The organism is Streptomyces sp. NPDC049879 (assembly GCF_044461265.1).
Taxonomy (GTDB): domain Bacteria; phylum Actinomycetota; class Actinomycetes; order Streptomycetales; family Streptomycetaceae; genus Streptomyces.
Genome location: NZ_JBITKT010000010.1, coordinates 37150 through 52126, shown reverse-complemented (window position 1 = coordinate 52126; position 14977 = coordinate 37150). Strand labels below are relative to the sequence as shown.

Genomic DNA, 14977 nt, shown 5'->3' with positions numbered 1-14977 from the left:
CCGCTCATGCCGCCCCCTCCGCGACCCGCCGCACCGCCAGGTGCCCGATGCCCATGTCCAGCCACAACTCGACCGTCCCGCCCGCCGTGTCCCCGTCCTGCGGCCCGTAGGTGATGGTCCGCTCCTGGCTCACGCCGCCGAACGAACGGACCGGCCCTGGGTCGTCCACGGTCGTCAGCGGGTCGTAGGAGAACGCGCCCACGTCGATCTCCGCGTGCACCTCCACCGTGACGTCCGGCGGCACCAGGACCGTCACCTGCCCGGCGCCCGCGTCCACCGAGGTGGTGACGCGCTCGCCGGCCGCCAGGTCGAGCCCGGTCAGGTTCAGCCGCGCGTCGCCCGTGCCCATGCTGTACGCGGGCCGCAGCGCGTCCGCCGACTCGACGCGCCACACGGGCTCGGTCCAGCCCGTCGCGATGTTGTCGGGCAGCGCCGAGGCACCGGCGAGCAGCACCGCCGTCAGGCCCGCCATGACGACCGTCCCGCCCCCGACGCGCCCCACGAACGCGCTGACCGCCAGGCCGAGGCCGTACACGACGAGCGCCGCCGTCAGGCCGACGACCAGCGCCGTGCCGAGCGGTTCGCCCTCCCAGGCGAGCGCCGTGCCGGTCAGGAAGGCGAGGGAGGCGAGCAGGGCGACGAGCCCGCCGAAGCGGAACTCGCGGGCCCCGGCGGGCTCGGCGGCGGGTTCGGCGGCGGGCGGCGCGGTGTTCTCGCGCGGCGCCCAGACGCCCGCCGCCGCGCCCGGCCGCGCGTCCGCCGCCTCGGCCGGGCCCCACAGGTAGCCGGGCCGCTGCGGGTCCGTGGTGCCCCGCCACCAGGACGGCCCGGCGGTGGGCGGCGCGGCGGCCTCGGGTGGCGCCTCGGCGGCGGCCTGGGCGGCCACCGGGTCGGCCGCCTGCCCGGCGCCGCGCTGCTCGCCCCGCCGCGCCCAGTGGGCCGCGCCCGCCATCGACGCGAAGACGAGGAGGGAGAACCACACGATGCCGCCGGTGTCCGCCAGCGACGCCAGCAGCAGGCCGCACCCGGCGACGATCAGCAGCAGCGCCGTCAGCCCCGGACCCTCGACGCGGCCGGACAGCAGCCTCCTCCCCTCGTTCTCCTCCTCGCGCTCGAACGGTATGAGGAGCCACGCCAGCCCGTACGCGATCAGCCCGAGCCCGCCGACGACCGAGAGCACCACGAGGGGCACGCGCAGGATCACCGGGTCGAGCCGGTAATGCCGGGCCAGGCCGCCGCAGACGCCGCCGACGACCTTGTGCCGCCTGCTGCGCGTCAGTTGCGTCCACTCGCGCCGTACGCGTGCGGTCGTCGATTCCCCGGCCATGCCGCCGGTGGGAGCGTCGCTCATTCCTCCATGGTGGCCGGGCGCAGCCGCGGCCGGAATCCGGGGCGTCCCGGACCCGCCCCTGAGTCCCCTGCCCGGGACTCCCCTGATGCCCCCGGTGGCCCGTTCGTGTGACGATCGGGGTATGACGACCCCCACCGCAGCGCCGGGCGCCGCCGCCGACGCCTCCCCCGACGACGCGGGCGTGCGCAAGCTCTACCGCGTCGTGGAGGGACGCTGGCTGGGCGGCGTCGCCCAGGGACTCGCCGGGCACCTCGGGGTCCCGGTGTCGTGGGTGCGGCTGACGTTCTTCGTGCTCGTGACGGCGAACGGTCTCGGCGTCCCGCTGTACGGCATCTTCTGGTTCGTCGTCCCCCTCGGGACGCCGGTGCGGCCCGTCGCCCCGCCGGCCGGCCGGTCCCGTTTCCACCTGCTGCACCACCCGCGCGACAAGCGGCAGCTGCTGGCGATCGTGGTGGCCGTCGCCGCGCTGGCCGCGATGGGCTTCAACCTGCACCTCCCCCTCCAGGCCCGCTATCTGTGGCCGCTGCTGGTCGTCGGCGCCGGTGCGGCCGTCGTGTGGCGGCAGGCGGACAACTCCCGGCGCTCCCAGTGGGCCGCCGCGACCCGGGACAGCCGCTGGCTGCCGCTGGCCCGCAGCGCTGCGGGCGCCGTGCTGATGTGCCTGGGCATCACCGCGTTCGTCCTGGGCCAGGGGGTGTCGGCGGAGGCGCTGAGCGTCGTCCTCCAGGCGTCGGTCGCCGTGCTGGTGGGCATCGCGCTGCTGGTCGGCCCGTACGTGGTGCGCATGGTGCAGGACCTGTCCGCCGAGCGGACGCTGCGCATCCGGGCCCAGGAGCGCGCCGAGGTGGCCGCCCACATCCACGACTCCGTGCTGCACACCCTCACGCTGATCCAGCGCAACGCGGAGAAGCCCCGCGAGGTCGCCCGCCTCGCCCGCGCGCAGGAGCGCGACCTGCGGGCGTGGCTGTACAAGTCGGCGGAACGGTCCGGCCGCGCGCCGGAGCCGGAGGAGGAGACGGTCCGCACGTTCGCCGAGGCGGTGCGCGCGACCGTCGCGGAGGTCGAGGACCTGCACGGTGTGCCGATCGAGGTCGTGTGCGTCGGCGACTGCCCGGTGGACGAGGGCCTGGCGGCGCAGCTGCAGGCCGGGCGCGAGGCGATGGTGAACGCGGCCAAGTACGGTGGCGACGGCGGACCCGTGCAGGTCTTCGCCGAGGTGGAGGGGCGTACGGTCTTCCTGTCGGTGCGCGACCGCGGTCCCGGTTTCGACCAGGACGCGGTACCGGCGGACCGGATGGGCGTGCGCGAGTCCGTCATCGGACGGATGCAGCGCAACGGCGGGGCGGCGCGGGTGCGTTCGGCGCCGGGCGAGGGGACCGAGGTGGAACTGACGATGGAGCGGGCGATGGAGCGGACGGCATGACCGACGGCGTGACGGACGGCGTGACGGGCAGCGCGCGCAGGGCCCGCGTGGTCCTGGTGGACGACCACCGGATGTTCCGGGCCGGGGTGCAGGCGGAGATCGGCCGCACCGAGGAGACGGGCGTCGAGGTGGTCGGCGAGGCGGGCGACGTGGACCAGGCGGTCGCGGCGATCAAGGCGGCGCGTCCCGACGTCGTGCTGCTGGACGTGCACCTGCCGGGCGGCGGCGGGGTGGAGGTGCTGCGGCGCAGCGCGGAGCTGATCTCGGCGCCGCAGCGGCCGGTGCGGTTCCTGGCCCTGTCGGTGTCGGACGCGGCGGAGGACGTCATAGGCGTCATCAGGGGCGGGGCGCGCGGCTATGTGACGAAGACGATCACCGGGCCCGACCTGGTGGGGGCGATCTTCCGCGTGGCGGACGGGGACGCGGTGTTCTCGCCGCGGCTGGCGGGCTTCGTGCTGGACGCGTTCGCCTCGTCGGACGCGACGCCGGTGGACGAGGACCTGGACCGGCTGACGCAGCGGGAGCGCGAGGTGCTGCGGCTGATCGCGCGGGGGTACGCGTACAAGGAGGTCGGCAAGGAGCTGTTCATCTCGGTGAAGACGGTGGAGAGCCACGTCTCGGCGGTGCTGCGCAAGCTCCAGTTGTCGAACCGGCATGAACTGACCCGCTGGGCCACCGCCCGCCGCCTGGTCTGACCCACCGCCCGCCACTGCACCGCGCGGACTGCGCGCCGCGCGGTGTACGCGCACGCCTGCGGTCCCCGCACGTCACCACCGCACCTGGCCGCGGCACACCCGCCCGGCCAGGGCCTCCGGCGAGGACACCGCCGTCGTGCCGGACGGGTGGGCCCGCGGGGAGGGCCGTCCGCGGCCGGTGTGTCAGACGATGCGGGTGTCGGCCGGATTCTCCTCCGGGAGGTGGACGTCGCCGACCGCCACGTTGACCTCCACCACTTCCAGCCCCGTCATGCGCTCCAGCGCCGTGATGACGTTCTCCCGGATCTCGGCGGCCACCTCGGGGATCGGCACGCCGTACTCCACCACCACGTCCAGGTCGATGGCTGTCTGCCGCTGGCCGACCTCCGCGTGGACGCCGCGCGCGACGTTCGACCGGCCGCCGGGGACGCGGTCGCGGGCGGCGCCGAGCGCGCGGGCCAGGCCGCTGCCGCCGAGCGCGTAGACGCCCGTGACCTCGGCCGCCGCCATACCGGCGATCTTCTCGACCACGCCGTCCGCGATGGACGTCTGCCCGCGCGTGGCGGCCGGTTCCTCGGGCCCGCTGCCGCCGTCCGTGACGGTGGTCGCGCCCTCGGTGCCCGGCGGTACGGCGGGGCCCGGGCTCTCCGTACGCCCCTGCGGCACCTGCGCGCCGCCGGTCTCCGTGCCCGCGGCCCCGTCCGCCGGGAAAGCGTCCCTCGTCGCGTCCATCACTGCCTCACACCCCTCACTTGGCCTGCCGGATCTCCGACCCCGCCGGATCTCCCGGCAGGGCGCATTGTTCCGCATCTGCCCGCTGCCCGGTCCTGCCGCGCGCACGCCGTGTCGCCCGCCCGGACCTCCCCGCCCCGCGCGCCGCGCCCGCCGACGCCGCGACCACGCACAGGACCGCTATCCACTGGTTCCAGTGCAGCGCCTCCCCCAGGACGGCGAGGCCGATCAGGGCTGCCACGGCCGGTTCGAGGCTCATCAGGATGCCGAAGACCCGGGGCGGGATCCTGCGCAGCGCCTCCAGGTCGAGCGAGTACGGGACGACGGACGACAGCAGTGCCACGCCGAGCCCCGCCACGAGCACCCACGGCTGGAGCAGCGCCGTTCCGCTGTCGGCGACGCCGAAGGGCGCGGCGACGACCGCGGCCACGGCCATGCCGAGCGCCAGGCCGTTGCCCTCGGCGGTGTGCCGGCCCAGCGCGGCGCCGACGAGGATGTACATGCCCCAGCACGCGCCCGCCGCGAGGGCGAACAGCAGACCGGCGGTGTCCACGTCGCCGCCGCCGTCCGCCAGCAGGACGACGCCGCATGCCGCGAGGAGCGCCCAGAACGCGTCGGGCCAGCGCCGCGATCCGCCGAGGGCCACCGCGAGCGGGCCGAGGAACTCGACGGTCACGGCGATGCCCAGCGGGACGCGGTCGAGCGCCAGGTAGAAGCAGAGGTTCATCGCGCCGAGGGTGACGCCGTAGCCGAGGACGACCGTCCAGGCGCGGCGGTCGAGGCGCGGGGAGGGGCGCCACAGCAGCATCAGCACCGCGGCGGCGAAGAACAGCCGCAGCGTGACCGTGCCGAAGCTGCCGACGGCGCCGAACAGGTTCTTGGCCACCGCCGCGCCCAGTTGGACGCTGACGATGCCGAGCAGGACGAGGACGGGGGGCGGGACGGCGTCGAGGGTGCGCCCGGCCCGCGCGTTCATGGTGGCCACACGGGGAGTCTCGGCGAGCGCCGGGCGCGCGTCACCCGTTTTTCGCGCCCCTTCCCGCGCCCCCTCGTCACTCCGCGCGCAGCGCGCCGAGCAGGCGGCGCAGGGCGGCCGTGGTGTCGGCGAGGTCGTCGGGCCCGGCGGAGGCCGCCAGCCACAGCGCGGCCTCGTTCATCGCGCCCGACAGCAGGTGCACCAGGGGCGCGACGGGCTGCCGGGGGATCGCGCCGCCGTCCATCAGGGCGGCGAGCGCGTCGTGCAGGTGGCGGGCGGAGGCCGCCTGGTCCATGGCGCGCCACTCGTTCCAGCCGAGGACGGCCGGGCCGTCGACGAGCATGATCCGCTGCGTGTCGGGGTCGGTCGTCGCGGCCAGGAACTCCTCGCTCCCGGCGACCAGCCGGTCCCACGGGTCGGCGTGCTGGTCGGCGACGGCCGCGACCCGGCGGCCCACCTCGTCCTGCACGGCGGTCAGCACGGCGTGGAACAGCTCGGCCTTGCCCGCGAAGTGGTGGTAGAGCGCGCCCTTGGTGACCCCGGCGGCCTCCGTGATCTGCGCCAGGCTCACGGCGGCGTAGCCGTGGTCGGCGAACAGCCGCCTGCCCTCCCGCAGCAGGACGCGCCGCGTCCGCTCGCGCTGCCGCGCCCGGATGCCGTCGGTCCGCATCGTCCCCACACCCTCTCGGCACACCGCTTTGACATACCAGCGGTATGCGAATACCGTCACTCGCGTACCGATGGTATGCGAAAGGCGCGACGACCATGCGACTGACCGGCTTCTACCCTGTGATCGGCACCGAACGGGTGGGCGAGTCACGGGACTTCTACACCCGCCTGTTCGGCTTCGAGGTGACCTTCGAGGCCGACTGGTACGTCAGCCTCCGGCACACCGCCGACCCGGCCCGCGAACTGGCCCTGCTCGACCACGCCCACCCGACCGTCCCCGAGGGCTACCGCGTCCCGGCGCGCGGCCTGCTGCTCAACTTCGAGGTGGCGGACGTGGACGCCGAGTGGGAGCGGCTCGTCACCGGCGCGGGCCTGACCCCCGTACTGCCGCTGCGCGACGAGGACTTCGGGCAGCGGCACTTCATCGTCCCCGACCCGAACGGGGTGCTGATCGACGTCATCACCCCGATCGAGCCGTCCGCCGACTTCGCGGCGCAGTACGCGGCGGGCTGACCGCCGTTCACCTCCCCAGGGCGCGGTAGCGGCGCACGGCCAGCGGCAGGAACACCGCCGTGACGGCGAGCGGGCCCGCGTACGCCATCAGCAGCGCGTGCTGCTCGACCCAACTGCCGCCGAGCGGAACGGGGTTGCCGAACAGGTCGCGGATCGCGTTCGCCGTGGACGACACCGGGTTCCACATCGCGACGGCCCCCAGCCAGTCCGGCATCAGGTGCGGGGGCGTGAAGACGGACGACACCATGCCGAGCGGGAAGGCGGCGGCGAAGAGGTTCCCCGCCGCCTCCACGCTCGGCACCGCGAGCCCCAGCCACACCCCCAGCCACGTCAGCGCGAACCGCAGCAGCAGGAGCAGCGCGAACGCGTGCGCCGCCGCCACCGCCCCGCCCTCGGGACGCCAGCCGATGACCAGCGCGATCCCCGCCATCACGGCCAGGTCGAGCGCCGCCTGCAGCATGTCGGCGACGCCGCGCCCGGTGACGACGGCCGACGACGCCATCGGCATCGAGCGGAAACGGTCCAGCACCCCCTTGTCCCGCTCGACCGCCAGGGCCATCGCGGTGCCCATGAAGCCGAAGGCCATCGTCATGGCGTACATGCCGGGCATCGCGTACGCCACGTAGTCCGCGCCGCCGCCCACGTCCATGGCGCTGCCGAAGACGTAGACGAACAGCAGCACGGAGACGATCGGGAAGCCGAGTCCCCAGGCGATGGCGGCCGGCTGCCTGACCGTGTGGACGAGCGAGCGGCGGACGAGGGTCAGGCAGTCGGCGACGGCCCAGGTGAACGCGTTCACGCGGCACCCCCCGCCGTCAGCCGCAGGAACGCCTCGTCCAGCGTGGGCCGCCGCAGCCCGATGTCGGCGACGGCCGTCCCCTCCGCCTGGAGGGCGCGCGCGACTTCGGTGAGCGCTCCCACGCCGTCGTCCACCCCGGCGTGCACGCGGAGCGCTTCCTCGTCCATGGCGGGCCCGGCCGCCCCCGCGACCCGCGCCACGGCGCGCCGCGCCGCCGGGAGCCCGGCCGGGTCGGCGACGACGACCTCGACCCGCGCGCCGCCCACCGCGCGCTTCAGTCCGGCCGGGGTGTCCTCGGTGATCTTCCTGCCGTGGTCGATCACGGCGATACGGTCGGCCAGGCGGTCGGCCTCATCCAGGTAGTGCGTGGTGAGGATGACGGTCGTGCCGGTCGCCGCCAGCCCGCGCACGGCCTCCCACACCTCGCCGCGCCCGCGCGGGTCGAGCCCGGTCGTCGGCTCGTCCAGGAAGAGGACGCCCGGCGCCAGGATCATGCTGCACGCCAGGTCGAGGCGCCGCCGCATCCCGCCGCTGAAGCCTTTCACCTGCCGGTCGGCGGCCTCGGCGAGGGAGAACGCGGCGAGCAGCTCCTCGGCCCGCGTGTGCGCCGCCGCCCGGCCGAGGTGGAAGAGGCGGCCGAACATCCGCAGGTTCTGCCGCGCGGTCAGGATCTCGTCCACCGCCGGGTGCTGCCCGGCCAGCCCGATGCGCCGGCGTACGCGCTCCGGCTCGCGCCGTATGTCGTGCCCGCCGACCGACGCCCGCCCGCCGTCGGGGCGGGTCAGGGTCGCCAGCATGCGGACGGTCGTGGTCTTGCCCGCGCCGTTCGGCCCGAGCAGGCCGAGGACGGTGCCGCGCCGCACCGCCAGGTCGAGGTGGTCGACGGCGAGGTGGTCGCCGTACCGCTTGGTCAGTCCCTCGGCGACGACGGACCAGTCGCCTTCCTCCGCGCCCACGCGGTCTCCCTCCGCTGATCCGAGTACGGCGTACCCAGTGGGCGGCCACTGTAGCGTACGGCGTACCCAGTAGCGAGGGGGTTCGTTAGACTGCGCCCACCATGGAGCCGGTACACAGCGGCCGCGGCGACATCAGCCGCAGCCTCGAACTGATGTGGCACGGCCGCGAGACCGCCGCGCGCGGCCCCCGGCCGGCCCTGACCCTCGACCGCATCGTCACCGCCGCCGTCGCGCTGGCCGACCGCGAGGGCATCGGCGCCCTGTCCATGCGCAACGTCGCGGCCGAGCTGGGCGTCGGCACGATGTCGCTCTACCGCTACGTCCCCGGCAAGGCCGAGCTGCTCGACCTGATGCTCGACCACGTCAACGCCCCGGACGGCGACCCCGACGAGCACCGGGACAAGGACTGGCGCGCGATCCTCACGCTCGTCGCCGAGGGCACGTACCGCCTCTACCTCGACCACCCGTGGCTGCTCCAGGTCAACCAGTCCCGCCCGCTGCTCGGGCCGAACGCGCTGCTCGGCTTCGAGTTCGCGCTGCGCGGCCTCGCGAACCTCGGGCTCACCGGCCAGGAGAAGGTGCAGGTCATCATGACCGTCGACTCCTACGTCACCGGCATCGCCCGCTACCACGTGCTGCGCGAGCAGGCGAGCCGCGACTCGGGCGTGAGCGACGAGGAGTTCTGGGCACAGCAGGGCCCGCTGATGGTGACCGCCTACAACACCGGCCGCTACACGGAGGTGTTCGGGCTGGCCGAGGACTCGTTCGCCATGGGCGCGGAGGAGTCGATGCGCTTCGGCCTCGACCGGGTGCTGGACGGCTGCGCGGCCCTGATCGGCGGGCGGGCGCGCCGTACGCCGGCGGACGGGTGAGCCGTACGTGTTCCGCCGCGCGGCGGGCCGGTGTTACGTTCCGGGCAGGGCGACGGCGCCCGCAGGGGGGCGGATGACAGTGGGGTCACGACGCGGTGCACTGCTGGCCGGCGCGCTGCTGACCGTGGCGCTGAACGGCGGCTGCGCCGGGGGCACCGACGGCGGCGGCGACGGCGCGCCCCCCGGGCCGACCGCCCCCGCCGAGCTGGTGACCGTCAGCGTCTCCGGCGGCCTGGCGGGCGGCCCCGGCGTGTTCGTGGCGGTCGCGGCGGACGGCTCGCTGACGTCGGTGGCCGGCACCGGCGCCGAGGTGGAGAACGGCGAACTGACCGACGCCCAGCTCGCGGAGCTGACGGACCTCGTGGAGAGCGACGCGTTCGCCGCCCTGCCGCCGCAGACGTACGACGCGCCCGCGCCCGACGCGTTCCGCTACACCGTCGTCCACGGCGAGCGCTACGTCATGGCGGACGACGCCAGCCTGACGCCGCCGCTCGACGGGATCGTGGCGCTGCTGGCCCCGTGGCTCAGCGCCGCCGGGTGACGAGCCGCCGCAGCACGACGACGGCGAGCACCGCGGCGCCCGCGACGACGACGGCCCGCGTGGACAGCGACAGCTCCCCGCCGTCACCGTCACCGTTCCCGCCGCCCCCGCCGTCCTCGCGCGCGCCCGTACCGCCGTCCCCGCCGTCGGCCGCCTCCTCCCGCACGGTCTCCGGCAGCAGGTCGCCGCTGAGCCCGACCGGCTCCACGGCGCTCGCCTCCCCCTCGCTGCCGAACATCAGCGTCCGCCCGTCCGGCGTGAACGTCACCGACTCGCCCTGCGGCTGGAGCGGCGGCACGACACGCTGGTCGATCGCCTCCGGCACGCCCGTCTCCGGCCAGCGGTACATGACCGCGCCGAAGTAGCCGCGCAGCAGCAGCCGCGTCCCGTCCGGCGAGAACGCGCCGTCCGTCACCCACAGGTCGAGGTCCGCGACGGGCTCGAACGTGTTGACGCCGCTCGTCGCCAGCTCGGCGGGCCCGGCGTACAGCGCGGCGCCGCCGTCCTGCTTCTTGCTGGCGATGTACACCCGCCCGGTGACGGGGTGGACCATCAGCGCCTCGGCGTCGCGCGGCCCGTCGGCGTAGGTGAGGGTGTAGACGGTCGGGGTGACGGTGGTGTCGGCGAGTTCGGCGGGCTCGGGGAAGCGGTAGAGCCACACCTCGCTCCAGCCGCCGTCGAAGTTGTCCCCGATGTCCGCCGCCCACAGGTCGCCGTCCGGGCCGAGCGAGATGGCCTCCACGTCGCGGGCCTCCACACCGGCGAGGGCGACGGTCGCGACGGTCTCGCCGGTGGCGCTGTCCACGGCGTAGACGTTCGCGGCGTCCTCGCTGTCGTTGTGCGTCCAGTAGATCCCGGGGTGCGCGTGGCTGGCCTGGAGGCCGCTCGACTCCACGATCCGCGGGTCGGTGATCGTGAACGCCCCGGGCTCCGCGTCGTCGGCCGCGGCGGTCCCGGCGGCCAGGAACGGCAGCAGCAGGGGCGCGAGCACGGCGGTGGCGGCGAGGGCGGCGGCGGGGCGCGTCGTCGGGGGCATGGGGCCAAGCCTGCCAGCACGCGCGCCGCGCCGGGCCGTTCCCCCCGGACACGGGACGCGCGGGGGCGGCGGACACGGGAGTGAACGCCGCGCCCCGTGGAGCGGCCGCAAAGCACGGGCGGCGTGGGGATGTTGGGGATCATGGGGACATCGCAGACAGCGACATTGCGGCCACCCCCCGCACTCCCTACTGTCCCCACCATGAGCGGACACGGTCGAGAACGAGAGCGGCGCGACGGCGGCCCGGCGCCCTGGGTGGCCCCGGCGGCGGGCGCGACGGGGGCGGCGCTGGCCGTCGTCGGTTCCCTGCTCACCTGGGGCGAGGTCACCCATCCGGCGTGGGGGGACCAGGAGATCGCCGGTCTCGACGGGGACGGCATGTGGACGCTGTGGCTCGCGGTGGGCGCGCTGGTGCTCTTCCTGGCGACGCCGCTGGTGCGGCTGCCGCTGCTGGCCGCCGTCGCCGGACTGCTGTCGGTCGGCGGGGTGGCGCTGAGCGGACTGAACGCCTTCGGCCCCGACCGTTCGGCGCACATCTACGTGCGCGACGTGCTGGGGCGGAGCGGTGAGGACGAGGACGAGATCTTCGCGCTGCTGCTCGACTACGGCTCGGCGCCCGGTGTCTGGCTGGTGCTCGCGACGTCCGTACTGAGCGTCACGGCGGCGGTGTGGACGGTGGTGCAAGCGGGGCAGCTGATTCCCGTTGCGGAGGAGATGGGTCACCGCGACGGGGAACTGGCGAAAAGATAAGTGCGATCAGCCGCATAACGGGCAGCCGCGTTGCGGTGGCCGGGCGCCGCTTCCTAGGTTCCTCGCCATGAGTTCCTACGGTCAATACCCCGCCGCTCCCGGCGCGGCGCCCACGGGGGGCGCCGCGCCGGGTCCGGACCGCAACCTGCTGTTCGCGGGTCTCGCGGGTGCCGCCCTGATCCTCATCGGCTCGCTCCTCGCCTGGAGCACCGTCTCGGCGCCCGAGGGCGTGGACGGCTCGTCGGAGAGCAGCGGCGGCACGAACGGCGACGGTCTGTGGACGCTGATCGCCGCCCTGGTCATCGGCGCCCTGCTGGTCGCCGCGCTGGTCCGCAAGAACGCCACGCTCGCGCTGGCGTCGGTCGTGCCCTCGCTGATCGCCCTCGTGGTGGTCGTGCTCAACATCTTCGACGCCGAGCGCACCGCGCGGGCCGACCTCAGCGGCGAGGACCTCTCGTCCGAGGACCTCGACATGTTCTTCGAGCTGGTGGACGTGTCGGTGGGCGTCGGTGTGTGGATCGCCCTGGTCGGCTCGCTGGCCGCCGTCGGCGCCGCCGCCTACGCGGGGGTCAAGGCGCGTTCCTGAAGCTGCCCGCCGGATACCGACACGGCCGCCGTCCCTCCCGGACGGCGGCCGTCGTCGTTCCCGCACCGGGAACGGATGATCACGCTCCCGCGAAGTGATCGTCCGGTCGGCCTCGTGCGCGTCCCCTCCTCACACGACCCGCCCACCGCCGTCACTTGCGTGGAGTGCGCTCCAGGGCGTTGGCTTGCGGACCATGAGGTACACACAGCTCGGACGCACAGGTCTCCAGGTCAGCAGGCTCGTTCTCGGCACGATGAACTTCGGCCCGCGGACGACCGAGGCCGACAGCCACGCGATCATGGACGCCGCGCTGGAGGCGGGCGTCAACTTCTTCGACACCGCCAACGTGTACGGCGGCCCGGAGCACAAGGGGCGGACCGAGGAGATCCTCGGCTCCTGGTTCGCGCGGGGCGGCGGACGGCGCGAGAAGGTCGTCCTCGCCACCAAGGTGTACGGGGCGATGTCCCAGAACTCCGAGGAGCCCTGGCCGAACACCAACCGCCTCTCGGCCGTCAACATCCGCCGCGCCGTGGACGCCAGCCTCAAGCGGCTCGGCACCGACCACATCGACCTCTACCAGTTCCACCACGTGGACCGCGCCACGCCGTGGGAGGAGATCTGGCAGGCGATCGACGTCCTCGTGCAGCAGGGCAAGATCCTGTACGCGGGCTCGTCCAACTTCGCGGGCTGGCACATCGCCAAGGCCAACGAGGCGGCCGCCCGCCGCCACTCGCTCGGCCTCGTCAGCGAGCAGTGCCTCTACAACCTGGTCGAGCGCCGCGCCGAGACGGACGTCCTCCCGGCCGCCGAGGACTACGGCCTCGGCGTCATCCCGTGGTCGCCGCTGGCGAGCGGCCTGCTGGGCGGCGCGGTCCGCAGGGAGCGCGAGGGCGGCGACTCCGGCAACCGGTCGGCGGAGGCGCTGGCCCGCAGCGGCGCGCGCGGGCAGATCGAGGCGTACGAGGACCTGCTCGCCGGCCGCGGCCTCGACCCGGGCGAGGTGGGCCTCGCCTGGCTGCTGACCCGCCCGGCCGTCACCGGCCCGATCGTCGGCCCGCGCGTCCAGGAACAACTGGACTCGGCGATCCGCGCGGTGGACCTGGAACTGGACGACGAACTGCTGTCCGAACTCGACAAGATCTTCCCCGGCCCCGGCCCCTCCCCGGAGTCCTTCGCCTGGTGACAGCCGCGTGCGCGGGCCATGGTCTGCGCACGCGCGGGGGAGAATCGCTCCGTTCCCTCAGCCTCACGCCCCGCCCCGGTACGCGGTTCTCCGCGAGCCGGGGCGGGGTGCGTTCTCCGACCGAACGAGAAGAGCCACTGTGCCGGCACGCCACCACCACGCGGACGAACGTGATCTCTGGGACGCGTACGCCTCCAGCGTCGCCCGGGAGATCGGTCCCCCGGTCCTCAACTGGACGCAGTACGCGGGGCACGGGCCCGGCGTCGAGCTGCTCGGGAGCCCGAGCAGCGTGCTGGAGATCGGCTGCGGCACCGGCCGGGCCCTCGCCTGTCTCGCGGAGCGGGGCGTGAAGGCGACGGGGGTGGACATGTCGCCCGTCATGGTGGAGGCCGCCCGGGAGCGGTGGGGCGACCTGGTCGCCTTCCACTGCGCGGAGGTGCTCGGCTTCCTGGGCGGCCACGGCGAGCGGTACGACGCGGTGTACTCGGTCTTCGGCGCGGTCTGGTTCACCGACCCGGCCAAGCTCCTGCCGCTCGTGGCGGAAGCGCTCCGGCCGGGCGGCGTCCTGGTCTTCTCGCACCCGCCCGCCATCCCCGGCGCCTACGGCCCCCAGGGCATGTACAAGGGCGGATTCGCGGGCCGGGCGCAGTTCACGTACCGCTACAGCTACACCCCCAGGAGGTGGAAGAGCCTCCTGGCGCGGGCCGGTTTCACGGCGGCGGAGGCGCACGTGCTGGACGCTCCGGAGCCGGGGCACATCGGCACGCTGATCGTCCGCGCGGTCGCTCCGTCCGGCCCGCTCAGCGCCGCAGGTCCACGGTGAGGTGCGGCGCCAGCGCGCGCAGGAAGCCGGGCGCGTCGAAGAGCGCCCCCGCCGAGGCGACGCCCACGGTCCTCGTCCGCCCGGTGAGGACGCGGTCCACCGCCTCCCCGACGAGCGGGGCCGTGACGGCGTAGATGTCCTGGCCGCTCGCCAGCGCGCGCCGCTCCTCGCCGCCGGAGCGTACGACCACGTCCACGACGAACGTCTGCGCCGACCGCCCCCGTTCGTCCACCGCCTCGGGCGCCGGGGTACGGGCGTCGGCCAGGTCGCGCGCCGCCCCGGCCGCCATGGAGGTGCGCACCTCGGGGATCTCCAGGTGGCTCGGCAGCGTGACGACGTCGGCCATGGTGAACTCCCCGACGAGCGTCCGCGTGCCGAGCGGCTCAGGGAAGGTCCACTCCAGGGTGGTCGGGGCGTCGGTGTGGTACTCGAGACGCCCGCCCGTGAAGCGGACGCGCCGCCCGTCGCGCCGTTCCCCGGAGACCGTGCCCGACAGACGGGTCCCGCCGGTGGGGTGCCAGCTGCTCAGCCCGTACGCGATGTGCGCCTCGTCGGCCTTCGTCCAGTCGCCCATGGCGGCGGTGGCCAGCAGGTCGCCGAGGCCGCCGAAGAAGGCCATCGCGGGGAGGACCACGGTCCCGGCGGCGCGGGCGCGGTCCGCGAAGTGGGCGAACGTGTCGGCGTTCGCCTCGATCTCCGCCGCGACGTCCACGTACGGGACGCCCGCCCGCAGCGCCGCCCCGGCGACGGGGGCGGTGGTCGCCGCGAACGGGCCGGCGCAGTTGACGACGGCCGCCGTCCCGGCGAGCGCCCGGTCGAGCGAGGCCGGGTCGTCCACCGACGCGGGCCGCGCCTCGTGGCCGGTCGCGGACGCCAGCGCGTCCAGCCTGCCCGCGTCGCGGCCCGACAGCACGGGCACGAAGCCGCGTTCCGCCAGCTCCGCCACCACGAACCGCCCGGTGTGCCCGTACGCCCCGAACACCGCGACTGCCTGACCCGATCCCATGACGCTCTCCCACGCTCGGCCGTTCTCCTGGGAGCCATCCTGGCGAGGGCGCGCGGCCGACCGTGA

The 14977-nt window shown here is 74.8% G+C and carries 17 protein-coding genes; 9 read left to right on the top strand and 8 right to left on the bottom strand.

Annotated elements, in window-relative coordinates; all coding sequences use genetic code 11:
* Nucleotides 1-4: 4 nt before the first annotated feature.
* The gene (locus ACIBPC_RS28135) at nucleotides 5-1351 is read right to left on the bottom strand and encodes a PspC domain-containing protein (RefSeq protein ID WP_398848507.1); all 1347 of its coding nucleotides are present in this window, start codon (nucleotides 1349-1351) and stop codon (nucleotides 5-7) included.
* A gap of 121 nt (nucleotides 1352-1472) precedes the next feature.
* On the opposite strand from ACIBPC_RS28135, the gene ACIBPC_RS28130 reads away from it, so the two are divergent.
* Together ACIBPC_RS28130 and ACIBPC_RS28125 are read left to right on the top strand one after the other, a co-directional pair.
* Complete coding sequence (locus tag ACIBPC_RS28130) at nucleotides 1473-2774, top strand: PspC domain-containing protein (protein WP_398848505.1); 1302 nt, start codon at nucleotides 1473-1475, stop codon at nucleotides 2772-2774.
* Complete coding sequence (locus tag ACIBPC_RS28125) at nucleotides 2771-3469, top strand: LuxR C-terminal-related transcriptional regulator (RefSeq protein ID WP_398848503.1); 699 nt, start codon at nucleotides 2771-2773, stop codon at nucleotides 3467-3469. The genes ACIBPC_RS28130 and ACIBPC_RS28125 overlap by 4 nt, the downstream gene beginning before the upstream one ends.
* A 183-nt stretch (nucleotides 3470-3652) precedes the next feature.
* Here ACIBPC_RS28125 and ACIBPC_RS28120 read toward each other — a convergent pair whose 3' ends face one another.
* The 3 genes from ACIBPC_RS28120 to ACIBPC_RS28110 form a co-directional block, all read right to left on the bottom strand.
* A complete protein-coding gene (locus ACIBPC_RS28120) occupies nucleotides 3653-4201 on the bottom strand; it encodes an Asp23/Gls24 family envelope stress response protein (RefSeq protein WP_362964252.1) in 549 nt (182 codons plus the stop codon).
* Nucleotides 4202-4217: 16 nt separating this feature from the next.
* Nucleotides 4218-5177 carry an EamA family transporter gene (locus tag ACIBPC_RS28115; RefSeq protein WP_398848726.1) on the bottom strand — a complete coding sequence of 320 codons (960 nt, stop codon included), beginning with the start codon at nucleotides 5175-5177 and terminating at the stop codon, nucleotides 4218-4220.
* 76 nt (nucleotides 5178-5253) lie between these two features.
* Nucleotides 5254-5847 carry a TetR/AcrR family transcriptional regulator gene (locus ACIBPC_RS28110; protein ID WP_398848501.1) on the bottom strand — a complete coding sequence of 198 codons (594 nt, stop codon included), beginning with the start codon at nucleotides 5845-5847 and terminating at the stop codon, nucleotides 5254-5256.
* Nucleotides 5848-5942: 95 nt separating this feature from the next.
* Here ACIBPC_RS28110 and ACIBPC_RS28105 point away from each other — a divergent pair, with 95 nt between their 5' ends.
* Nucleotides 5943-6359, top strand: a complete 417-nt coding sequence (locus ACIBPC_RS28105; RefSeq protein WP_362964256.1) for a VOC family protein — start codon at nucleotides 5943-5945, stop codon at nucleotides 6357-6359.
* Between the two features lie 7 nt (nucleotides 6360-6366).
* On the opposite strand, the gene ACIBPC_RS28100 is transcribed toward ACIBPC_RS28105, so the two are convergent.
* Together ACIBPC_RS28100 and ACIBPC_RS28095 are read right to left on the bottom strand one after the other, a co-directional pair.
* Complete coding sequence (locus ACIBPC_RS28100) at nucleotides 6367-7158, bottom strand: ABC transporter permease (RefSeq protein ID WP_398848498.1); 792 nt, start codon at nucleotides 7156-7158, stop codon at nucleotides 6367-6369.
* Entirely contained in the window at nucleotides 7155-8114 is a 960-nt protein-coding gene (locus ACIBPC_RS28095) for an ATP-binding cassette domain-containing protein (RefSeq protein WP_398848497.1), read from the bottom strand. Before ACIBPC_RS28095 ends, ACIBPC_RS28100 begins: the two co-directional genes overlap by 4 nt.
* Nucleotides 8115-8215: 101 nt before the next feature.
* On the opposite strand from ACIBPC_RS28095, the gene ACIBPC_RS28090 reads away from it, so the two are divergent.
* Nucleotides 8216-8986: a TetR/AcrR family transcriptional regulator gene (locus ACIBPC_RS28090; RefSeq protein WP_398848495.1), complete on the top strand. Its 771-nt coding sequence runs from the start codon at nucleotides 8216-8218 to the stop codon at nucleotides 8984-8986.
* Nucleotides 8987-9059: 73 nt separating this feature from the next.
* Nucleotides 9060-9527: a hypothetical protein gene (locus ACIBPC_RS28085; protein ID WP_398848493.1), complete on the top strand. Its 468-nt coding sequence runs from the start codon at nucleotides 9060-9062 to the stop codon at nucleotides 9525-9527.
* Here the strand turns inward: ACIBPC_RS28085 and ACIBPC_RS28080 are convergent.
* Nucleotides 9511-10563: a hypothetical protein gene (locus ACIBPC_RS28080; RefSeq protein ID WP_398848491.1), complete on the bottom strand. Its 1053-nt coding sequence runs from the start codon at nucleotides 10561-10563 to the stop codon at nucleotides 9511-9513. The genes ACIBPC_RS28085 and ACIBPC_RS28080 overlap by 17 nt on opposite strands.
* A 201-nt stretch (nucleotides 10564-10764) precedes the next feature.
* Here ACIBPC_RS28080 and ACIBPC_RS28075 point away from each other — a divergent pair, with 201 nt between their 5' ends.
* The 4 genes from ACIBPC_RS28075 (at nucleotide 10765) to ACIBPC_RS28060 (ending at nucleotide 13905) form a co-directional block, all read left to right on the top strand.
* Nucleotides 10765-11313, top strand: a complete 549-nt coding sequence (locus ACIBPC_RS28075) for a hypothetical protein (RefSeq protein ID WP_398848489.1) — start codon at nucleotides 10765-10767, stop codon at nucleotides 11311-11313.
* A 67-nt stretch (nucleotides 11314-11380) separates the two neighbouring features.
* Nucleotides 11381-11899 (top strand): hypothetical protein, encoded by a 519-nt coding sequence (locus tag ACIBPC_RS28070; protein ID WP_398848487.1) that lies wholly within the window; start codon nucleotides 11381-11383, stop codon nucleotides 11897-11899.
* Nucleotides 11900-12092: 193 nt separating this feature from the next.
* Nucleotides 12093-13082 (top strand): aldo/keto reductase, encoded by a 990-nt coding sequence (locus ACIBPC_RS28065; protein WP_398848485.1) that lies wholly within the window; start codon nucleotides 12093-12095, stop codon nucleotides 13080-13082.
* A gap of 139 nt (nucleotides 13083-13221) precedes the next feature.
* Nucleotides 13222-13905: a class I SAM-dependent DNA methyltransferase gene (locus ACIBPC_RS28060; RefSeq protein WP_398848483.1), complete on the top strand. Its 684-nt coding sequence runs from the start codon at nucleotides 13222-13224 to the stop codon at nucleotides 13903-13905.
* Here the strand turns inward: ACIBPC_RS28060 and ACIBPC_RS28055 are convergent.
* Nucleotides 13883-14911 (bottom strand): saccharopine dehydrogenase family protein, encoded by a 1029-nt coding sequence (locus ACIBPC_RS28055; protein WP_398848481.1) that lies wholly within the window; start codon nucleotides 14909-14911, stop codon nucleotides 13883-13885. The two genes, ACIBPC_RS28060 and ACIBPC_RS28055, sit on opposite strands and share 23 nt — an antisense overlap.
* Nucleotides 14912-14977 lie beyond the last annotated feature (66 nt).